General features: G+C 46.1%; 29 protein-coding genes. 25 read left to right on the forward strand and 4 right to left on the reverse strand.

Going from position 1 to position 19,254, the window contains the following annotated elements:
* Window positions 1–285 precede the first annotated feature (285 nt).
* Genes GBV73_RS06725 through GBV73_RS06765 form a run of 10 tightly spaced genes read left to right on the forward strand, consistent with a single transcriptional unit; the run spans window position 286 to window position 6,472 of the window.
* Window positions 286–612, forward strand: a complete 327-nt coding sequence (locus tag GBV73_RS06725) for a transcription factor S (RefSeq protein ID WP_004069058.1) — start codon at window positions 286–288, stop codon at window positions 610–612.
* A gap of 11 nt (window positions 613–623) precedes the next feature.
* Complete coding sequence (locus tag GBV73_RS11160; RefSeq protein WP_172967213.1) at window positions 624–794, forward strand: hypothetical protein; 171 nt, start codon at window positions 624–626, stop codon at window positions 792–794.
* 2 nt (window positions 795–796) lie between these two features.
* On the forward strand, window positions 797–1,546 hold the full coding sequence (locus GBV73_RS06730; protein WP_152880271.1) for a DNA polymerase sliding clamp: 750 nt from the start codon (window positions 797–799) through the stop codon (window positions 1,544–1,546).
* A 33-nt stretch (window positions 1,547–1,579) separates the two neighbouring features.
* Window positions 1,580–2,140: a hypothetical protein gene (locus tag GBV73_RS06735; RefSeq protein WP_152880273.1), complete on the forward strand. Its 561-nt coding sequence runs from the start codon at window positions 1,580–1,582 to the stop codon at window positions 2,138–2,140.
* A gap of 9 nt (window positions 2,141–2,149) precedes the next feature.
* Window positions 2,150–4,048, forward strand: coding sequence for a molybdopterin-dependent oxidoreductase (locus GBV73_RS06740; protein ID WP_152880275.1), 1,899 nt, complete (start codon window positions 2,150–2,152; stop codon window positions 4,046–4,048).
* Between the two features lie 59 nt (window positions 4,049–4,107).
* Window positions 4,108–4,428: an iron-sulfur cluster assembly protein gene (locus GBV73_RS06745; protein WP_152880277.1), complete on the forward strand. Its 321-nt coding sequence runs from the start codon at window positions 4,108–4,110 to the stop codon at window positions 4,426–4,428.
* A gap of 5 nt (window positions 4,429–4,433) precedes the next feature.
* Entirely contained in the window at window positions 4,434–4,790 is a 357-nt protein-coding gene (locus GBV73_RS06750) for an iron-sulfur cluster assembly protein (protein WP_152880279.1), read from the forward strand.
* Entirely contained in the window at window positions 4,777–5,616 is an 840-nt protein-coding gene (locus tag GBV73_RS06755) for an aldo/keto reductase (RefSeq protein WP_152880281.1), read from the forward strand. The genes GBV73_RS06750 and GBV73_RS06755 overlap by 14 nt, the downstream gene beginning before the upstream one ends.
* A 32-nt stretch (window positions 5,617–5,648) precedes the next feature.
* On the forward strand, window positions 5,649–5,888 hold the full coding sequence (locus GBV73_RS06760) for a LysO family transporter (RefSeq protein ID WP_152880283.1): 240 nt from the start codon (window positions 5,649–5,651) through the stop codon (window positions 5,886–5,888).
* Complete coding sequence (locus GBV73_RS06765) at window positions 5,885–6,472, forward strand: lysine exporter LysO family protein (RefSeq protein WP_371717051.1); 588 nt, start codon at window positions 5,885–5,887, stop codon at window positions 6,470–6,472. Before GBV73_RS06760 ends, GBV73_RS06765 begins: the two co-directional genes overlap by 4 nt.
* Here the strand turns inward: GBV73_RS06765 and GBV73_RS06770 are convergent.
* Window positions 6,460–7,026: a hypothetical protein gene (locus GBV73_RS06770; RefSeq protein WP_152880285.1), complete on the reverse strand. Its 567-nt coding sequence runs from the start codon at window positions 7,024–7,026 to the stop codon at window positions 6,460–6,462. The genes GBV73_RS06765 and GBV73_RS06770 overlap by 13 nt on opposite strands.
* A 163-nt stretch (window positions 7,027–7,189) precedes the next feature.
* On the opposite strand from GBV73_RS06770, the gene GBV73_RS06775 reads away from it, so the two are divergent.
* From GBV73_RS06775 to GBV73_RS06800, 6 genes are all read left to right on the forward strand, one after another.
* Window positions 7,190–7,468, forward strand: a complete 279-nt coding sequence (locus GBV73_RS06775) for a 50S ribosomal protein L44e (protein WP_152880286.1) — start codon at window positions 7,190–7,192, stop codon at window positions 7,466–7,468.
* Between the two features lie 11 nt (window positions 7,469–7,479).
* On the forward strand, window positions 7,480–7,677 hold the full coding sequence (locus GBV73_RS06780) for a 30S ribosomal protein S27e (RefSeq protein WP_042698583.1): 198 nt from the start codon (window positions 7,480–7,482) through the stop codon (window positions 7,675–7,677).
* An 80-nt stretch (window positions 7,678–7,757) separates the two neighbouring features.
* A complete protein-coding gene (locus GBV73_RS06785) occupies window positions 7,758–8,585 on the forward strand; it encodes a translation initiation factor IF-2 subunit alpha (protein ID WP_152880303.1) in 828 nt (275 codons plus the stop codon).
* Window positions 8,582–8,761: an RNA-protein complex protein Nop10 gene (locus GBV73_RS06790; RefSeq protein WP_152880289.1), complete on the forward strand. Its 180-nt coding sequence runs from the start codon at window positions 8,582–8,584 to the stop codon at window positions 8,759–8,761. The genes GBV73_RS06785 and GBV73_RS06790 overlap by 4 nt, the downstream gene beginning before the upstream one ends.
* On the forward strand, window positions 8,758–9,543 hold the full coding sequence (locus GBV73_RS06795) for a proteasome assembly chaperone family protein (protein WP_152880291.1): 786 nt from the start codon (window positions 8,758–8,760) through the stop codon (window positions 9,541–9,543). The genes GBV73_RS06790 and GBV73_RS06795 overlap by 4 nt, the downstream gene beginning before the upstream one ends.
* Window positions 9,544–9,572: 29 nt before the next feature.
* On the forward strand, window positions 9,573–10,838 hold the full coding sequence (locus GBV73_RS06800; protein WP_152880293.1) for a TIGR00375 family protein: 1,266 nt from the start codon (window positions 9,573–9,575) through the stop codon (window positions 10,836–10,838).
* Here GBV73_RS06800 and GBV73_RS06805 read toward each other — a convergent pair.
* Complete coding sequence (locus GBV73_RS06805) at window positions 10,835–11,620, reverse strand: SDR family oxidoreductase (RefSeq protein ID WP_152880295.1); 786 nt, start codon at window positions 11,618–11,620, stop codon at window positions 10,835–10,837. The genes GBV73_RS06800 and GBV73_RS06805 overlap by 4 nt on opposite strands.
* Window positions 11,621–11,843: 223 nt before the next feature.
* On the opposite strand from GBV73_RS06805, the gene GBV73_RS06810 reads away from it, so the two are divergent.
* The gene (locus tag GBV73_RS06810) at window positions 11,844–12,779 is read left to right on the forward strand and encodes a thiamine-phosphate kinase (protein WP_371717052.1); all 936 of its coding nucleotides are present in this window, start codon (window positions 11,844–11,846) and stop codon (window positions 12,777–12,779) included.
* On the opposite strand, the gene GBV73_RS06815 is transcribed toward GBV73_RS06810, so the two are convergent.
* Window positions 12,776–13,483: an SDR family oxidoreductase gene (locus GBV73_RS06815; RefSeq protein ID WP_152880307.1), complete on the reverse strand. Its 708-nt coding sequence runs from the start codon at window positions 13,481–13,483 to the stop codon at window positions 12,776–12,778. The genes GBV73_RS06810 and GBV73_RS06815 overlap by 4 nt on opposite strands.
* A 99-nt stretch (window positions 13,484–13,582) precedes the next feature.
* On the opposite strand from GBV73_RS06815, the gene GBV73_RS11355 reads away from it, so the two are divergent.
* The 7 genes from GBV73_RS11355 (at window position 13,583) to GBV73_RS06845 (ending at window position 17,307) form a co-directional block, all read left to right on the forward strand.
* A complete protein-coding gene (locus GBV73_RS11355) occupies window positions 13,583–13,789 on the forward strand; it encodes a hypothetical protein (protein WP_253910319.1) in 207 nt (68 codons plus the stop codon).
* Window positions 13,790–13,833: 44 nt separating this feature from the next.
* Complete coding sequence (locus GBV73_RS11360) at window positions 13,834–14,244, forward strand: helix-turn-helix domain-containing protein (RefSeq protein WP_232194526.1); 411 nt, start codon at window positions 13,834–13,836, stop codon at window positions 14,242–14,244.
* Window positions 14,245–14,297: 53 nt separating this feature from the next.
* Window positions 14,298–14,567: a hypothetical protein gene (locus GBV73_RS06825; protein ID WP_042698565.1), complete on the forward strand. Its 270-nt coding sequence runs from the start codon at window positions 14,298–14,300 to the stop codon at window positions 14,565–14,567.
* A complete protein-coding gene (locus tag GBV73_RS06830; protein WP_042698562.1) occupies window positions 14,536–14,988 on the forward strand; it encodes a type II toxin-antitoxin system VapC family toxin in 453 nt (150 codons plus the stop codon). Before GBV73_RS06825 ends, GBV73_RS06830 begins: the two co-directional genes overlap by 32 nt.
* A 68-nt stretch (window positions 14,989–15,056) precedes the next feature.
* Window positions 15,057–15,908, forward strand: a complete 852-nt coding sequence (locus tag GBV73_RS06835; protein ID WP_042698560.1) for an ABC transporter ATP-binding protein — start codon at window positions 15,057–15,059, stop codon at window positions 15,906–15,908.
* Window positions 15,905–16,606 carry a hypothetical protein gene (locus GBV73_RS06840; RefSeq protein WP_042698558.1) on the forward strand — a complete coding sequence of 234 codons (702 nt, stop codon included), beginning with the start codon at window positions 15,905–15,907 and terminating at the stop codon, window positions 16,604–16,606. Before GBV73_RS06835 ends, GBV73_RS06840 begins: the two co-directional genes overlap by 4 nt.
* Window positions 16,603–17,307, forward strand: coding sequence for an ABC transporter permease (locus tag GBV73_RS06845; protein WP_042698555.1), 705 nt, complete (start codon window positions 16,603–16,605; stop codon window positions 17,305–17,307). The genes GBV73_RS06840 and GBV73_RS06845 overlap by 4 nt, the downstream gene beginning before the upstream one ends.
* Before the next feature lie 134 nt (window positions 17,308–17,441).
* On the opposite strand, the gene GBV73_RS06850 is transcribed toward GBV73_RS06845, so the two are convergent.
* Window positions 17,442–18,521 carry a DUF835 domain-containing protein gene (locus GBV73_RS06850; protein WP_152880297.1) on the reverse strand — a complete coding sequence of 360 codons (1,080 nt, stop codon included), beginning with the start codon at window positions 18,519–18,521 and terminating at the stop codon, window positions 17,442–17,444.
* A gap of 179 nt (window positions 18,522–18,700) precedes the next feature.
* Between GBV73_RS06850 and GBV73_RS06855 the strand changes: the two genes are divergently transcribed.
* The gene (locus tag GBV73_RS06855) at window positions 18,701–19,198 is read left to right on the forward strand and encodes an aldehyde ferredoxin oxidoreductase N-terminal domain-containing protein (RefSeq protein WP_253910320.1); all 498 of its coding nucleotides are present in this window, start codon (window positions 18,701–18,703) and stop codon (window positions 19,196–19,198) included.
* Window positions 19,199–19,254 lie beyond the last annotated feature (56 nt).

Raw genomic sequence — 19,254 nt, forward strand, 5'->3', positions numbered from 1 at the left:
TTCATGTTCCCCCTTCTTTTTCTAAAGTACTGCCAGTAACTTAAACCTGACACCCCACAGCTTATCCTAACAGTATCGGGATTTTGTTTCGGCGAAAAGGTTTTAAGGCTGAAATTAATCGGTTGATAATGGTTTCGGCTTGCATGTTCCCCCCTTTCTTTTTCTGTGGTAGTGTCTGGGATTTAAACCTGACGCCCCACTGCTTATCCTGACAGTATCTGTCCTAACATAGCAAAACTTTTTATTTCGATCTCGGCAATCTTGTCTTAGACTGGGGGTGAGAGAGTGAAATTCTGTCCAAAATGTGGGAGTATAATGCTGCCAGATAAGAAGAAGGGAGTCTTTGTGTGCAGGAAATGTGGATATGAGGAACCTCTTGATCCAGAGACGGCAAACAGATACAAAATAACCCAAAAGGTCAAGCACGAGAGAGAAGACATCCCCGTTATTGAGCAGGACATAGCTACACTTCCAAAAGTAAAGATAACCTGTCCAAAGTGTGGCAACGATGAAGCCTACTGGTGGGAAATGCAGACAAGGGCTGGAGATGAGCCTTCAACGATATTCTACCGCTGTACAAAGTGCGGCTACACATGGAGAAGTTATGAATAGCGGTGAAATTCATGGAGAAACTTGAAATAGAAGTGCTTAAACGTCTTGTAGAAAAAGCTTTAAAGGAGTTGGATGAAGCATATAGGAGACTACCCGATGTAAACAATGGAAAAACTTATTTATGGAGAGGTAAAGAAAGAATAAGGTTGATGGCTAAAATTCTCAACGATATGGAGGGATAAACATGCCATTCGAGGTAGTTTTTGATGGGGCAAAGGATTTTGCAAGCTTGATAGACACGGCAAGCAATTTAATTGATGAAGCTGCCTTTAAAGTTACAGAAGAAGGCATATCAATGAGAGCTATGGATCCAAGCAGAGTTGTTTTAATTGACCTTAACCTCCCAGCTGGAATCTTTACCAAATATGAGGTCGAGGCAGAGGAAACAATTGGCATTAACATGGATCACTTCAAGAAAATTCTCAAGAGAGGAAAGAGCAAAGATATACTCATTCTCAAGAAAGGTGAGGAGAACTTCCTTGAGGTAACACTCGAAGGAACCGCAAAAAGGACATTCAGACTTCCCCTCATTGAAGTTGAAGAGCTCGAGCTCGAGCTTCCTGAGCTTCCATTCACTGTAAAAGCTGTTGTTCTAGGTGAGGTCCTAAAAGAGGCAGTTAAAGATGCTTCCCTTGTTAGCGACTCCATAAAGTTCATTGCCAAGCCAAATGAGTTCATTATGAGGGCAGAGGGCGAGACTCAAGAAGTTGAGATAAAGCTCACACTGGAAGACGAAGGCCTGCTCGACCTTGAAGTTGAGGAAGAAACTAGGAGCGCCTATGGTGTCAGCTACCTCGCAGATATGGTCAAGGGAATTGGAAAAGCCGACGAAGTCGTTCTCAGATTCGGAAACGAAATGCCCCTCCAGATGGACTATCCAATTAGGGACGAGGGAAGGCTTACGTTCTTACTTGCTCCGAGAGTTGAGGAGTGACCTCCTCATACTATTTTTTTTTAGGTGGTTAAATTGGATCTTGCAAAGCTCAGGGAACTTCTGGAAATGGAGCTATCTTCAAACGAACTGATTTCCCTAGACGATGAATTTTACAAAGAGTTTGACAGCCTTGTAAAGGCATTAAAGCTTAGAGCAGAGTCTTCCAAGGAGAGGGGGGAAGAACTCGAAGAAAAGCTATACCTTGCAGAGATGAATGTTGCGGAAAAGCTCATCAAGGAAATACTTCGCATAAGGCTTCATAAAATAGTGGACATGGTCTTTGAAGGAAGACCACATAACCTTGTTGGTGAAGAAAGGAAGATCTTCTCCATTCTTCTAGCGTTTGTGAACAGGGAGCATATTCCCATGGAAGACATTGAGATAGTTGAGGAAGAAGCCGAAGAAAAAATTCCAGAGAGTGGAAAACAGATTTGGGAGGCTTACCTTATTCTCGAAGATATTCCAAAGGTCATGGACGAACGCTTGAGGGAATATGGGCCCTTCAAGGCAGGAGATCTAGTTACTCTTCCGAGAACCCTTGGGCATGTTCTAGTTCAGAGAGAAGCGGCTAGAAGGGTGAGCATTTCTCATTAGGTGTTTCCAATGTTCAGCGTTTGTATGAGGGACTGCTACGACACCTGTGCAATTATAAGCGAGCTTAGAGACGAAAAGCTTTTTGTTAAGGGGAATCCGGATCATCCAATAACGAGGGGTTTTTTATGTCCGAAGGGCGCTCTCCTGCCAAAGTGGTTCCATAGCGAAGAGCGGTTAAAAAAGCCGCTAATGAGGGAAACACTGAAGGATAAATTCAGAGAGGTAGAATGGGACGAAGCTATCAAAGCTGTTACAGACAAGTTGAAAGAAACAATAAAAAACTATGGAAGCGAAACTGTTCTTGTTTATAACTATGCCGGCGATAGAGGGGTTGTTAATTATGCTTTCCCGTTGAGGCTTTTCCATTATCTCAACACTGCCATGCTCGATTATGGAATATGCGATAGAGCCGGTCAAGAGGCTTTAAAAGACGTCTATGGGACTGCTGTGGGGATGGATCCAGAAGATCTCAAGAACCAAAAGCTTATCGTGTACTGGGGGATAAATGCGTTTTGGACGAATCTCCATGGATTCATGCTTGCGAAAAAGTACAACCTCGAAAAATGGGTTGTTGATGTTGTTAAAACAGAGACTGCAAAAAAGAGCGAAAAGTTTTTCCAGATAAGGCCCAACACAGATGCTCTGTTTGCCTTGGGAATTGCAAAAGTAATCGTGGAAAACGAACTCTACGACAAGGACTTTGTAAGAGAAAACGTTTACGGGTTTGAAGAGTTTACGGAATACCTTAAAAAGATAAACTTAGACTTTGTAAGCGAGGAAACCGGAATTGGAAGGAAGAAAATAGAGGAGTTTGCCTTCGAGTATTCCGAGAAGAGAGGAGTTATCCACATCGGATATGGTTTTCAGCGCTCCCTCAATGGTGGGGAGGCTGTGAGGGCTGTCTCTATTCTCCCAGCTCTTGTTGGACATAAGTTTGGCTTTATCTACGATATGAAAACAATCGATAAAAGCTATGCGGAGGGAGCTTTTTTAAGGACAAAGCCTGCCAAGAGTATACCCCAGGTGAAGCTTGCCGAATACATAGAGAATGGTGAGATTAAGTTCCTCTACATATACAACGCTAATCCTCTGGCTTCGCTTCCAAATCAAAGCAGATTAAGAAAGGCCATAATGGAAAATGATGTGTTTGTCGTGACTCATGACATCTTTTTAACCGACACCGCCCTTTACTCTCATGTGGTCTTACCTGCGAATACATTCTTTGAGAGGCTCGACATTGCCGATTCATACTACCACCGCTACGTTGCCTTAAACGAGCCAGTGACGAGGCTCTATGGGAAGAGCAACAGTGAAGTGACCAGAATGCTGGCTAAAGCCCTTGACATAAAGAATCCCTACCTTTACGAGAGCGATGAGGAAGTGATAAAGAAGGTCCTGGAGATAAACGGTTTAAGCTTGGATGAGCTTAAAAAGAAAGGTTTTGTAAAAGTTGAAGCAAAAGAGAGAAAATATGACACCCCAAGTGGGAAAATAGAGTTCCACTCCCAGAGAGCCCTTGAAAGGGGCCTTTCGCCTTTCCCTGAGTACAAGCCCCTGAAAAGAAAAGGACTCCAGCTTCTGAGTCCAACTTGGAAGCTAACGATAACAAGCCAGTACCACAACACATACAACATAATCGACCCCTGCCTGTACATCAACCCCAGGGATGCTGAGGCAAGGGGGATTAAGGAAAACGATGAAGTGGAGGTATTCAACGAACACGGAAAAATAAGAACGGTGGCAAAGATTAGCAAAGATGTTCCTGAAGGTGTCGTGGTTCTTTACAAGGCCTTCTGGGTTAGACTGCTCGGCTGGAATGTAAACTTCCTCACAACGGATGAGACCGTTGAAGGTTATGGAAACGCTTCCGCATTTCACTCCACGTGGGTTGAGGTAAGGAAGGTCTAACCAAATTTGTCCAAAAATGTTTTTATGTATTCCCTCCAATTCTTAAGCGGTGAGGAAAAATGAAAGTTTATAGAAATGATAGGGAGTACCCTCCGGAATATAGGGAAGTTCTTGAGGAGTTGAGCACGGTTATTGACCCAATAAGCACTATGAATATACTCGATGCCGGTCTTTTAGCTGGACTTGACGTTAGTGATAACACCCTCAAGATATGGCTAGCTGTGGAGAGCAACGCCTACTACAACATGATTGGGGGCGCTGCAATAGCCCATTCCAAGATAATAGGGGACATAATGGAGCGTTTTGCTCTTGTGAAGTTTTCGAGGGTTTACATATATGACATGAAAAACAACCTTCTGGCAAAATTTGAGAAGAAGTGAGGATAATGGGATTTCTGGATTTCCTCAAAGAAAAACCTAGGGGGACCCTAAAGGAGCTTCCTTCTGAGGTTAAAGAGGTTGTTAAGGAACTCAGGAATGTTAAAGACCCTGAAACGGAGCTTAACATTGTGGACGAAGGGCTGCTGTACGGTTTAACTGTGGAGAACGAAAAAGTCATGGTGTGGCTTTTGTTTGCCAAAACTACTCCAGAGTGCCATTTTTGCCAGGCGATAGCGATGAACGTGCAGAGAAAAATTGTTGGGGATATCATTGAAGTATTGAAGAAAAAGGGTTTTAGGAGCATTGAGGTATATAACGAAATTGGACTCCTGCTGGAGGCGTGGAAAGATGAAACGGGTTAAGCCGTTTAATGACCTAAAAAGAATCGGAGATGACAAGGTTACGGCTATTGGAATGGGAACTTGGGGAGTGGGAGGCTGGGAGACTCCGGATTACTCAAAGGATAAGGAACACATAGAAGCCCTCAGATACGGGCTTGAGCTTGGGATAAACCTCATAGACACGGCGGAATTCTACGCCTCCGGGCACAGCGAAGAGCTCGTTGGAAAAGCCATAGAAGGATTTGAGAGGGAGGACATCTTCATAGTGAGCAAAATCTGGCCCACACATTTTGGATACGAGAGTGCCAAAAAAGCGGCAAGGGCAAGCGCAAAGAGGTTGGGGACCTACATAGACCTTTACCTTCTTCACTGGCCTACTGAGGACTTTAGGAAAATAGAAGAAACCCTCCATGCCCTCGAGGAGCTTGTTGATGAGGGGCTAATCAGGTATATAGGAGTCAGCAACTTCGACCTTGAACTTCTCAAGAGGAGTCAGGAAGTTATGAGAAAGTATGAAATCGTGGTAAACCAGGTGAAATACTCCCTAAAAGACCGCAGACCAGAGGAAAGCGGCTTGCTGGAGTACATGAAGAGGGAAGGCATCACGTTGATGGCATACACTCCACTAGAGAAGGGAAGCCTAGCAAGAAACAGCTGTCTGGCAGAGATAGGAAAAAGGTACAGCAAAACAGCGGCTCAGGTTGCGCTGAACTGGCTCATATGGAAGGAAAACGTCGTTGCGATTCCGAAAGCTACAAACAAAGAACACATCAAAGAAAACTTCGGTGCAATGGGGTGGAGGTTAAGCGAGGAAGATTACGAAAAAGCCCTCGAATGCGTCCGATAGTTTTATTAATATTTACGTATCTTGGTTAAGACATGAACATCTTTATCCCCCTTGTACTGGGTGTCTTTGTGGGTTATCTGCTTAGGAGTAGGATAAAGTTTAGCATGGACAAGCCGATGAATATTGCTTTGCTGTTTTTGATATTTTTCATGGGTGTCGAAGCGGGCAGAGTGGAGATAGATGCCCTCCAGCTTCTCATTTTTTCCCTCGTTTTTGCCTCTTTTACAATACTCGGAAGTCTTTTCATAGCTCTGCTGGGGGTGAGGGAGTGAGTTTTCTCTATCTGGTAATCTCATCCCTCCTCCTTGGCATGCTCGTTGGGAAGTACACGAGCTTAGAGTTTGGCAACCTCTACGAGCTCATGCTCTATCTCCTCATCTTCATTATAGGCATCGACATTGGAAAGAGCAAGGGATTAAGAGAAGAGCTTAAACGACTTGGCAAAATGGCTCTTTTACTTCCTGCATCAACTGTTTTGGGGTCATTGATCGGCGGTTTAGCTGCATCTCTCCTTTTGAAGGTTCCCCTCAAATGGGGGTTAGCTATTTCTGCCGGTTTTGGATGGTACTCTCTTACAGGCCCTCTCTTGGCAACTTATTCTCCGATATATGGAGTAATTGGATTTCTGGCAAACTTAACAAGAGAAATTCTAACGATTATTTTCTATCCCCTGGCAATAAAGAAGATTTCAAAAGAGAAGGCGATAGTCATGGGAGGCGCAACAACAATGGATACGACTCTTCCCCTGATGGTAAAATTTGGGGGAACGGAGATAACCCTTCTGGCGTTTGTTCATGGGTTCATTTTAACTGCTATAGCGCCTTTCTTAATTCCATTAATCCTTCAGCTTTTGTAGTGCTCCAGGAGCTTTTCAAGCATCTTTTTGTGCTGTTCCTCATTGTTTTTGATGTCCTTTGCGATTCCCCTTAGCACTGGGTGCTTGGCCTTCTCCGAAAGTTTCTCATAGTTCATTATGAGGACTTCCTTGTTCTTTATGTATTCCCTTAACTTCTCCCTAATCTCTTCCATGAGCTCCGCTGGTACTACAGGTTCTCCGGGGAATTCTCCGAAATATTCCTCTAAAAGTTCATCTGTGGGGATTTTAGTGCCAATAGCGTTTACTTCCCTTGGAAGAATTATTGTTGGCACTCCCGGGAAGAGGACGGCTGTTCCCAATTCTGTTTCTTCTTCAGGTGTATATTCCTTTATAAGCTCTTTAACTTCTTGGTAAGCTTTTTCAAGGGCTTCGGAGATGTGTTTGTGCAGCACTTCATCTATGGTTAATCTTAGAAGAAAGTTTCTTAAGTCTGCGTATTCTGGGTCTTTCAGTTTTTTAAGAAGTTTTTTGTAGGCTTCCAGCTCTCTTTCCTCTACTTCCTTAATTTCATAGAGGGACTCTTCCAGCATCATTGCTCCCACCCCTGATTTTTAGTAACATTTTGTATTTAAAAATTTTTCTGAGCTTCCAAAAATGTTTTAAAGGGTTTTATATTAGGGGTTCTCGAACTGTCATGGGTTCATGCTCGGGGGTGTCCGTAAAGGAACCTACCGGGCGTGTTCGGGAGGTGGAAAAATGAAATATCCAAAGCAGATGAGGACATACTGCCCGTTTTGTAAGAAGCACACAGTTCACAAGGTAGAAAAAGTGAAGAAGAGGCCAAGAAGTGAGCTTAGTGCAGGTCAGAGAAGATTCAGAAGAATCCTCAAGGGTTACAAAGGTTTCCCAAGGCCAAACCCGGCTGGAAGAGAAAAGCCAGTGAAGAAGCTTGACCTTAGGTTTGTGTGCACAGAGTGCGGAAAGGCACACACAAGAGGCGAAGGATTTAGAGTAAAGAAGTTCGAACTCGTGTGAGGTGAGAAAAAATGGCAATACCTGAGAAATTAATCCCAATGCCAAGGTCAAGATTCCTCAAGGTTAAGTGCATTGACTGTGGAAACGAGCAAATCGTTTTCAGCCACCCGGCTACAAAAGTACGCTGTTTGGTTTGCGGTTCAACTCTTGTTGAACCAGCCGGTGGAAAGGGAGTCATAAAGGCGAAGATTCTAGAAGTTCTTGAGTGATCTTTCTTATTTTTCTCCAAAACCTTAAAAACCTCATACAACCAACCTTTATTAGGTAAAATTTTTGGGAGATGGTGAAAATGCCGAGGAGAGCTAGAGAATTTCCGGAAGAAGGAGAGTTTGTTGTGGCCACTGTTAAGAGCATCCACAATTATGGTGCATTCTTGACCCTTGACGAGTATCCTGGAAAAGAAGGTTTTATGCACATAAGCGAAGTTGCTCCAACTTTTGTGAGAAATATTAGGGACTACCTCAAAGAAGGCCAGAAGATAGTTGCAAAGGTAATACGTGTTGACCCGAGCAAGGGCCACATAGACCTGAGCCTTAAGAGAGTCAAGCAGCAAGAGAGGAAAGCGAAGCTTCAGGAGTTCAAGAGGGCCCAAAAAGCGGAGAACCTCTTAAAGATGGCGGCTGAAAAACTCGGTAAGGACTTCGAAACAGCTTGGAGAGAAGTTTGGGTGCCGCTTGAGGAAGAATACGGAGAGGTTTATGCGGCATTTGAAGACGCCGCTCAAAATGGCATTGAAGTTCTTAAAGGTCTTATTCCAGAAGAATGGTTGCCGGTTCTCGATGAGATAATTAAGAACTATGTTGAAATTCCAACCGTCACAATAGATGCTGAGTTTGAGATAACCGTTCCAACATCCAACGGTATTGAAGTCATAAAAGAAGCCCTCATAAAAGCCAGAGACAGGGCAAATGAAGAGCAGGGAATAGATGTCAAGTTCAGCTATATCGGTGCGCCGAGATACAGAATAGATATCACCGCTCCGGACTACTATAAAGCTGAAGAGGTGTTAGAAAAGATAGCCTCAGAAATACTCCAGGTTATAAAACAAGCCGGTGGAGAGGCCTCTCTCATAAGGAAGGAGAAGAAGATAAAGAAGATAAAGAGGAGAGAGGCATGAGGTTCAGAATTAAGAAGTGCCCAAAATGTGGGCGATACACCCTAAAAGAAATCTGCCCGGTCTGTGGGGAGCAAACGAAATCGGCTCATCCTCCAAGGTTTTCCCCGGAGGACCCATATGGGGAGTACAGGAGAAAGCTTAAGAAGGAACTGCTCGGTATTGGGGTGGAAAAATGAAGGAAACAATAATAGTTGTTTATGAAAAGCCAGATATATATGATCCAATTTTTATTGAAGGCCTGCCGGGAATTGGATTAGTTGGCAAACTGGCCGCAGACCATCTAATTCAAGAGCTCAATGCGAAGAAGTTTGCTGAGCTTTACTCTCCTCACTTCATGCACCAGGTTTTGGTGAAAAAGGACTCAACAGTGGATTTGATGAAAAACGAGTTCTATTACTGGAAGAGTCCCGATGATGAGCACAGAGATCTGATAATAATCACAGGAGATACTCAAGTACCTCCAACCGACAGCTACGGCCACTTTGAAGTCGTTGGAAAGATGCTTGACTTTGTAGAGCAGTTTGGAACAAGGGAAATAATTACTATGGGTGGTTATCAGGTTCCAGAGCTTGAGGGAGAGCCAAGAGTTTTAGCCGCTTTTACCGACCTGGAGACAAAGGAGAAGTACAAGCATCTCCCGGTAATCTTCAGGGAAGACGAAGGCGGAGCGATAGTCGGAGCGGCAGGCTTGCTCCTTGGCATAGGGAAGCTGAGAGGAATGAAAGGAGCATGTTTCCTCGGAGAGAGCCTCGGTTACATAGTGGATGCAAAAGCCGCCAAAGCTGTTCTTAGTGTTGTGGCACAGGCTCTCAACTTGGAAATAGATATGAGCGCCCTCGACGAGAGAGCTAAAGAGACAGAAGAGATCCTCAAAAAGGTTCAAGAGATGCAGAGGGCAATGTTTGAACAGCAGATGCCACAGTCAGGTCACGAGGAAGAGGATAGAGGCTACCTCTGACTTTACCTTTTTACTTTTGAGGTGTTCTAATGAAGGTAGATGCAGACCTGCACATCCACTCCCGCTATTCCAAGGCAGTCTCAAAGTTAATGACATTCCCTCTTCTGGCTGAGAACGCAAAGCTCAAAGGTCTCGGAATCGTAGGGACTGGAGACATTTTAAACCCTCAATGGGAGAAAGAACTTTTAAGGTCTGCTCAAAAAGTAGATGGGGGAAGCTACGAGATAAAAGGTGTGAGGTTTCTCCTTACGGCTGAGGTTGAAGACAACAGAAGGGTGCACCACTTGCTAATTTTTCCATCCATCGATGCGGTAAGAGAGATGCGTGAAAAGCTCAAGCCCTACTCGAAGGATATTGAAACCGAAGGAAGGCCCCACGTGAACCTAAGCGCGGCTGAGATAGCCGACCTTGCTAACGAACTCGACGTTTTGATAGGCCCGGCCCACTCATTTACCCCATGGACAGCCCTTTATAAGGAGTACAACAGCCTCAAAGAAGCTTATGGCGACGCTAAGGTTCACTTCCTTGAACTTGGGCTTTCTGCCGATTCTGAGATGGCGGATAGAATCAAAGCACACCACAAACTCACCTACCTGAGCAATAGCGATGCCCATTCTCCAATGCCCCACAGACTTGGGAGGGAGTTCAACCGCTTTGAGATTGAGGATGCGACGTTTGATGAAGTTAAAAAGGCCATTCTAAAGCGGGGCGGGAGGAAAATAGTCCTAAACGCTGGACTTGACCCGAGGCTTGGAAAGTATCACCTAACTGCATGTTCGAAATGTTATACCAAATACCGTCTTGAAGATGCGAAGAGGTTAAACTGGAGATGCGAGGTCTGCGGCGGGGTTATAAAGAAGGGAGTACACGATAGGATACTTGAGCTGGCTGATACGAATGAACGACCGGAGGATAGACCTCCCTACCTCCATCTGGCACCTCTTGCAGAAATAATTGCCATGGTTCTCAACAAGGGAGTCGAAACCAAAGCCGTCAAAAGTGTATGGGAAAGACTGCTTAGGGAGTTCGGCAGTGAAATTTCCGTTTTGGTTGACGTTCCAATAAGGAGCATTGCCAAACTGGTTGGAGATGACATAGCCAAGGCAATCTGGGCTTTCAGGAATGAAAAGCTTATCGTAATCCCGGGTGGAGGGGGCAAATACGGAGAAATTAAGCTGCCCGAAGAGATAAAGAAAGCAAAACTTGAGGACTTAGAAAGCTTGGAAATTAAAAATAGTGAGGAAGTTTACCATAAGCCAAAGCAGAGGAGCATCCTTGATTTTGTTGGGGGCTAATCGACGTATATCATCTTTACCGTCATTCCTCCATCAACTACGAAGTTCACGCCCGTTATGAAGCCCGCTTTTTCGTTGTCCGCAAGGAAGGCGCACATGTGGGCTATGTCCATTGGATCGCCAACCCTTCCCGCCGGGTGCTGCTCGTGGTCTATAGGCCTTAGCTTCGGCTCCGACCTAAGACTTGACTTCTTCCACCTTGAGGTCTCTATCCACCCAGGGCTTATGCAGACGACCCTTATCCTGTATGGAGCTAAGCTTATCGCGAGGGAGTGCGTTAGGGCAACCAATCCGCCTTTCGACGCGGAGTATGGTTCGGTGTTGGGTTCTGACATCAGCGCCCTCGTGCTCGCTATGTTGATGATTACTCCTCCCCCGCGCTTTTTCATCTCCTCGGCGGCATAGCGGGAGCATATGTAAGGCCCGGTGAGGTTCACCCTTATCGTCCTCTCCCACTCTTCGAGGGAGCGCTCGAATATGCTCTTCCCGTCAGGCTGTATCGCGGCGTTGTTCACGAGGATGTCCACGCCACCATAAAGCTCCACGGTCTTCCTCACCATTTCCCTGACGGAGTCCTCGTCGCCCACGTCCGTTTTTATGAATGTTACTTCGAGCCCTTTTTCCCTGAGCATCCGCTCCCTCTCAGTCCCTGCCTCCTCGTCTATCTCCGCTATGACCACCTTCGCACCGTTTTCGGCAAAGAGCTGGGCTATCGCAGCACCAATCCCCTGCCCACCGCCGGTGACTATAGCCACCTTGTCCTTGAGGTTGTAACATCCCATACTCTCACCCCTCATCTGTGTTTTTCAGCCGATGAACTCCCACGTGCCCATCTATTGCCATAGGTATTAGCAAGGGTGTATTTGGTGTGCTCTCCTATGGGGTTCGCCCTGTGCCGGGATTCTACCCGTATTATGGCTATCTTAAAATTTGAGTTCTCAGGATATAAAGCCCTTTTCCCCAAGACTTTTTAATATCCATGCATCATTGTTGAGGGGGATCTGTGTGGAGCGCGAGATAATAGAGCTGTTCATGAAGCATCTTAACAATCAAGGGGATTTACCTCTGGGAGACGATGCCGGAGCGCTGAAGCTTGGCGAAGAGTGGCTTGTGGCGACAAACGACATGCTGGTGAAGAGCACAGACGTTCCAGAGATAATGACGCCCGAGCAGGTTGGCTTCAAGGTATTCACCATGAATGTGAGCGACGTTGCCGCCATGGGAGGCAAGCCAGTAGGCTTTCTTTTCTCCCTTGGAGTGCCGAAGAGTATTGATATGGACTATCTTGAGGGCATCGCAAAAGGAATCGCTAAGGCTTCTGAGTTCTACAGCACGCCCGTAATAAGTGCCGACACGAATGAGGCCTGCGATTTGATAATCGACGGAATAGCCATTGGAAAAACTAAACGGCTACTCACAAGAAGCGGGGCAAAGGAAGGAGACCTGGTCTGTGTCACCGGTGACGTTGGGAGGGCCCTTGCTGGACTTAAGGTTTATTTCGAGAATCTTGAGGTGAGCGAGAGGACAAGGAAGGCCTTATACGAGAAGCTCCTTGAGCCGAAGGCGAGAGTTGAGGAGGGGCAGATCTTAAGCAGGTACGCAAATGCTGCAATAGACATAAGTGATGGCATGAGCAAGGAGCTCCACCTGATAGCTAACATGAGCCGGGTAAGGATAATGATCGATGCTGAGAGGTTTCCAATAAGGGAGGAGGTCTTTGAGGTTGCGGAGCTCTTGGGCATTGATCCAGTTAGCATCGCCCTCGCAAGTGGGGAGGAGTTTGAACTGATTTTCACAATTCCGGAAGAGCACGCTAAGAAGCTTGACTTCGAGTTCTCCATAATCGGAAGGGTTGAAAGGGGAGAGGGAGTTTACCTGAGAAGAAATGGAAAAGTTGAGAGGATGCCCCTTCTGGGATGGGAGCACTTGGCAAAGCCTTAAAATTCAAACCTGTAGGTTAGAGCTGGCCATCTCGGCAGATATTTCGCAACCTTAATATATCCCGGCACGAATACCTCTTCCTTTTCCTTTTCTATTGCCCTCATTATGGCATCGGCAACCTGCTCCGGTAAGATAGCTCCCTTCGGAGTTTTGTCCCAGAAAGGCGTGTCAACCTGCTTTGGATATACCCTTATGACCTTTATTCCCTTCTCCCGGAGCTCTTCGCTAAGTGTAAGTGATAAGTAGTGAAGGGCGGCCTTTGCGGCACCGTAGGCTGGAATTTCAGGAGTTCTAACAAAGGCAACTCCACTCATCACCATTACAACTTTCGAACCACTTTGCATAAGGGGTAGCAGTTCTTTAGTCATTAAAACCGGGCTTATTGTTAAAACTCTAAACAGCTTTTGAAGTTCTTCTTCACCGTGCTCCAGAAGGGGCTTTTTTACAGCAAACCCGGCGTTGTTGATGAGGAGGTCAACTTTATCCACTCCCAGCTCCTCAAGGGTTTTCTTGACCTCTCTTTCTGCGCCATTCTGGGCTAAATCTTGGACTACATATTCAAAAGAGTCGCCGAATCTAGCTTTAAGCTCCTTCAGTGCTTCTTCACTCCTCGCTATCCCCACAACTTGGTAGTCCTTTTTGATTAACCTCTCGACCAAAAGACGGCCGATGCCTCTTGATGCTCCCGTAACTACAGCCAGCATCCTGTTCACCGTCTAATCTTTTTTGGCTAGCCATTGGATATAAGTCTAACTAAAACGGCTTTGGCAAAATTAATAACTTTTGCTTTCCAACTATCTTTGATGCCTATGAAGAGGATAAAGTTTTCAATTCCACTCAATCTTGAGTACTTCAGTGCCTTCCGGGGCTTTTTGGATGCGGTAGAGTGGGGCTATGGCGACACATACTTCCTTCTTGGAAATGACGTGATAAAGCTGGTCGAGGTCAAGTTCAAAGAGGGGATAGAGCCGGAGGGTATTCTAAAGAAGCTCCTGGAGGTCCCCACGTAAAGGAAGCAAAGCTGATAACAAAGAACGCTCATTACATCCTTTATGTGAGAGCAGACCTTCTTAGTGCCCCACTTCCGGAGAACGTTCTTGAACTTTTTGAAGTTCAGAAAAAAGGAATGGTTATTTTCGAAAAGGGGACTTTCAGCCCGGAAGGAGTTAATCTATACGTGATATGCGAAGATGAACTTGTGGGTGATGTCATATCCACCATTAAGAACGTTTATAGGGCAGAGGTGATAGGAATTGAAGAATATAGCCCTGAAGATAGTCCGGTATTGAAGCTAAGCAAAAGGCAGTTTGAAGTTCTCCTCTTCGCCTACAAGAGCGGCTACTTCGACAATCCAAGGAGGATAACCCTCCGAGAACTGGCGCAAATACTCGGCCTGAGTCCCTCAACCGTGAAGGAGCACTTAAGGAAAGCGGAGAGGAAAATCCTTGAGGAGCTTATAGGCTAATTCTACCGAAATACTTAAATCTGTTTTTCGGTAATTATCTACAGGTGAGACTTATGGGAAAGATCAAAACCAGCATTTATATAGACGATGAACTATGGTGGGAGCTCAAAAAAGATGCTGCGGAAGAGAAAAAAGATCTAAGTAAGCTTCTTGAAGAGATTATTTCTGAGGGTCTTTTATTGGATATTGAAAGTGCTTTGGAAAAGATGTTGGAAAAATTCGAGAAAAAAATTGAGTTTGAACCAGTTCCTGCCAAGGGTCCTATAAGTGAACTTGTTAGGAGGATGAGAGATGAGCGAGAAGACAGTCTACTTGGACAGTAGTGCTATAATAAAGCGTTACATAAAAGAAGAAAACAGTGAGAAAATAGTGGAGCTGTACACTAGGGCGTATCAAGGTGAAATTAAGCTAGCCTTTAGTTTGTGGAATATAGGAGAAGTTTTGGGGGTATTGGATAGAGCAAAAAGAATAAAGCGAATTAATGAGGAGGCTCATGAATTAGTTAGAGCCAGATTTCTTTCTGAAGTCCTTAGGATGAAGAGACTTGGGATACTAAAGATAATTCCGATCTATGGCTCAATTCTAGCAAATTGTTGGAATCTTTTGGAGAAATATCATATTTATCAAGCAGATGCTATCCAAATTGAATCCGCAAAGCGAGTAAAGGCTTCTGAATTTTATACAGCGGACAAAAAATTACATCAAATAGCAATTTCAGAAGGACTAAATTCGTTTCTTGTTTAGGCAGAAACCCGCACATGTGCGGGGTTAACTATAACTACTTCAAAGCCCTATTTTAAATTGGTGGGAAAATGCCTGTGATTGAAGTTAAAAACGTTAGGAAGTATTACGGCGATGTTAGGGGTGTTGAGAACCTGAGCTTCGAAGTCGAGGAAGGGGAAATCTACGGCTTTCTTGGGCCGAACGGCGCCGGAAAGACCACGACCGTCAAAATCCTCGTGAAGATAATCAAGGACTATACTGGTGAAGTTAAAGTTTTTGGCAAAGACCTGCGCGAGTGGGGCAAAGACTACTACAACAAAATCGGCGTCTCCTTTGAGTTCCCTGCAGTTTACTCCCGCCTCACGGCCCTCGAAAACCTCCAGTTCTTCGCGAGCTTCTACAAGAAGCACCTCGACCCGATGGAAGTCCTCAAGATGGTGGGGCTTGACAAGGAAGCGAATCAACTCGTTGCAGGGTTTTCCAAGGGTATGAAGAAGAAGCTCGACCTGGCGAGGGCTCTGCTCCCGGACCCCGAGATACTCTTCCTCGACGAGCCGCTTGAGGGCCTCGACCCCGCGAGCGCGAGAAAGATCAAAGACCTCCTCCTGGAGATGAAGAGGAGCGGGAAGACGGTGTTTCTCACGACACACAACATGTATGTCGCGGACGAGCTGTGCGACAGAGTCGCTTTCATCGTCGATGGTGCCGTCAGGCTCGTAGACAACCCGGGTGAACTCAAGGTGAAGATGGGCAAGAGGCTCGTTAAGGTGGAGTACGTTGAGGACGGAAACGTCAAGACAGCGGAGTTTCCACTTGAGGGCATCGGCCAGAACGAGGAGTTCCTGAACATCCTGAGAAACCACGAGATAAGGAGAATCAACACAGAGGAGCCGACCCTGGAGGAAATATTCCTCAAGGTGACGGGGAGGCGGCTTGTATGATGAAGAACCTGCTGAAGACGAACCTCATAGTCGGTACGAGGAGCTATGTTTATCCGATATACGTGCTGATAGGCCTAGCCTACGGCCTGATGCTCATGGCCTTCCCGGAGAGGTACCTCCCGACGATGGTTCCGCTATTCCTCCTCTTCGAGCCGGGCCTTGTGGGCTTCATGTTCGTGGGCACTGAAATATTCGCAGAAAAGAAGGACGGGGCGATAGGAGCACTTGCCGTGACGCCGATAGAGTGGAAGAGCTACATCCTAGCTAAAACGGCTATTTTAAGCGTTCTTTCAATCGTGGGGGCTGTGCTGATAATGGCCATAGGCACACGTTCTCTCAACGGGCTTCCCTACGTGGTAGTTGGGGTCTTCCTTTGCTCCGTAGTCTACACTCTCCTTGGAATAGGCATATCTGCAAAATACTACGACCTGGACGACTACTTCGTCCCGATAATGGCTGTCCTCGTGGTCTCCCTCCTACCGTTCGCCCACTACCACGGCTACCTGCAAAGCGGGGTCTGGAAAGTCCTCTACCTTGTACCAAGCTACCCGGCGCTTTACTTCTTCAAGGCGCCGTTCGTTGATGTCTCGAGGGATACCTTAGTATTATCAGCAGCGGCCCTGCTCGTTTGGTCTGCTATAGCGTATTACATAGCTAAAATAAGGTTCTACAAGTATGCTGTGGAGGGAGTGAGATGAGTTTTGTGAAAAAGTTTGGAGCTATTTACAAGACAGACCTCAAGCTCCTGAGGAGGGACCCGATGCTCCTTTACAGCGTGGCGATGACGCTGGTCTTCCTCCTAATCGTCCGCTACTTCAAAGACCGCGTTGGCATCTACTACCCACTGCTCGCACTGCTGACCCTCATCTTCATACCAATGATATTCGGCATGATACCTGGCTTCATGATGGCTGACGAGAAAGAAGACAAGACCATACAGGCTCTAAAGGTCATCCCCATATCGAGCGAGGCCTTTCTGGCCTACAGGCTCACGTGGGCGTCAATAATGACAGTGGTGCTGACGGGTGTTGGCCCGTACATCCTCGACATAGACCTCCCGCGGGAGGGACTTCTGGCACTGATGGCCCTCTTCGTCCTGGAGGTGTGGATTTTCGGACTGCTCATCACGGTGTTCTCCGAGTCCAGAATGCAGGCGCTAACAGTCTCTAAAGTTCTCGGCTGGTTCTTATTTCTCCCGCCGCTGATAAAGCTCATCGTCGTCTGGAGGAACCTTTCAACGGACTGGAGCAAGTTCACGGCCTTCCTCCCAACTTACTGGATCTACAGGGTCTTCGAAGGAATTCCGGCCAACGACTACAGCGACTTCCCAATAGCCCTTGTGGTACATCTGGCGTGGTTGATACCTCTGGTAGTGCTGTTTAGAAAAAGGGTGCTGTGAGGTCTTTTTTGATATTTTTCATTTTTTGCTCCCAGAGGGCTGTAAATGCGATCTGTTTTTTTCTCCAAGTGCGAGGAAATGTCCAGCTTTCTCCAATGTGCCTATATGATACTAACGATCTTATCCAATACCTCTCATTCCAGTTTGAGCTTTTCCAGCTCCCTTGAAATCATTCCCCACTGCTTCTCCGAGTACAGAGAGGGCGATGTGATGACGATAAGTGTGCCGTTGAAGTTCATTACGATGTCTTTCAGCGAGAGCAGGAATTTAAGCGCGCTTTCAAAGCCGTTTTCGACCACAAGGTATTCAAAACTATCGACCACTACCAGTGAGTGCCCCTTCTCAAGATGTCTCTTTACGAGGTCAAGGAGAATGCCTATGTCGGTAGGGGAAATCGCCATTGCGTTTTCACTTATCCTGCCGGAGATTATCCGGGTAATCCAGAACACCGGGAACGTAAAGGCCATTTTCTGCGGTGAGCTTCTTGTTATAAGGACACCGTTTCCTGATTGCTGCATTTTATCAATCAGTATTTTTAAGGCTCTTCGGCTTTCCACGTAGAACGCCCCGGGTGGCAGGTTTACGCTTATGCTTTTTGGAGGAACCACATGGAAGAGGGCATACCCCACCATACCCACAAATACCATGGCCCTAAAAACCGCTCCAAGACCATAAAGGTACGGGGCAACGGAGGTCCTTATTGTTATCGGGTATGTGACGTTGATGATTCCCAGGAGAAACAGTCCGAGAGGAAACAGCGTTGCTATGTTTTTAGTGCCTACCTCCTCTTTAACGAGGGCATATCCTGCAAGCATTAAGGCAATACCCAAGAATAGAAGGGGGAAAGCCATGAGAACTGTAGGGGACACATTGAGAAGAACACCCGCAAGGATATACGCTGGGCCGAGAAGAGAACTGATGGCGACTGTAAGTGCTCCCCAGAACATCTTAAGACGCTCAAGGACAAAGAAGGAGGTGGTTATAAGAAGAACTGCCTCTATCACCGCAAACATGCTTAAGAGAGGCATTAGAGCCGTTGCGTCTGGGGACAAGCCTAAGCATGTCAGAATAGGCTGCTGAGTAAACGCAGCCAGAAAGTCTATCCACAGGGCTATACTCAAGAGTAGCATGAACTCTTCACGCTTCTTTAGCCACCTGTAGAGGGAAAACCCCCACGTAAAGAGACGCACTACAACGTTTAATATCTCCAGCATTTGTTTCACCATTTGGTTTTAGCTGTTATCAAATTATATATGATGCCCCAGACTATTGTCAACTGAATAACCTCTGCTTTAAAAATCTTTTTCTGCTAAACAACATTAGCAAAAAAATAATAAGTCTTATATTAATCAAAGTCAAATAATTATATTGATATTGTTCATGGGTGATTTCTATGTATGGCCACATGGGGAAAATTTTGAGGATAGATTTGACGAACAAAAAGGCAACTGTAGAACCTTTGACGGAGGAGGTCGTTAAGAAGTTCATAGGTGGTAGAGGTCTTGGAGCAAAAATTCTCTGGGACGAACTGAAGCCAGGCACCGACCCACTAAGTCCTGAAAACAAACTTGTTTTTACCGTTGGTCCGCTCACAGGAACGAGAGCACAATCTGCGGCAAGATGGATTGCTCAGTTTAAGTCCCCTCTAACAGGCACGTACTTTAGAAGTGTTGGTGGGGGTTTCTTTGGAGCAGAACTGAAGTTTGCGGGTTATGATGCGGTTATAGTGGAGGGAAAGGCCGAGAAGCCCACGTATGTTTACATAAATGATGACAATGTCGAGTTCAGGGATGCGGAGAGGATATGGGGAATGACAACCCACGTAGCAAGAGAGTTCCTGTGGGAAGAAACAGACAAAAGGGCAAGAATGCTGACCTCCTCCCCGCCCTGAAGGGCGAGGGTTCCAACGAGTTAACCCCTCGCCATTGGCAGGGAGGTTTGAGGGGT

It is taken from the genome of Thermococcus sp. 101 C5 (assembly GCF_009372125.1).
In the GTDB taxonomy this organism is placed as follows: Archaea; Methanobacteriota_B; Thermococci; order Thermococcales; family Thermococcaceae; genus Thermococcus_A; species Thermococcus_A bergensis.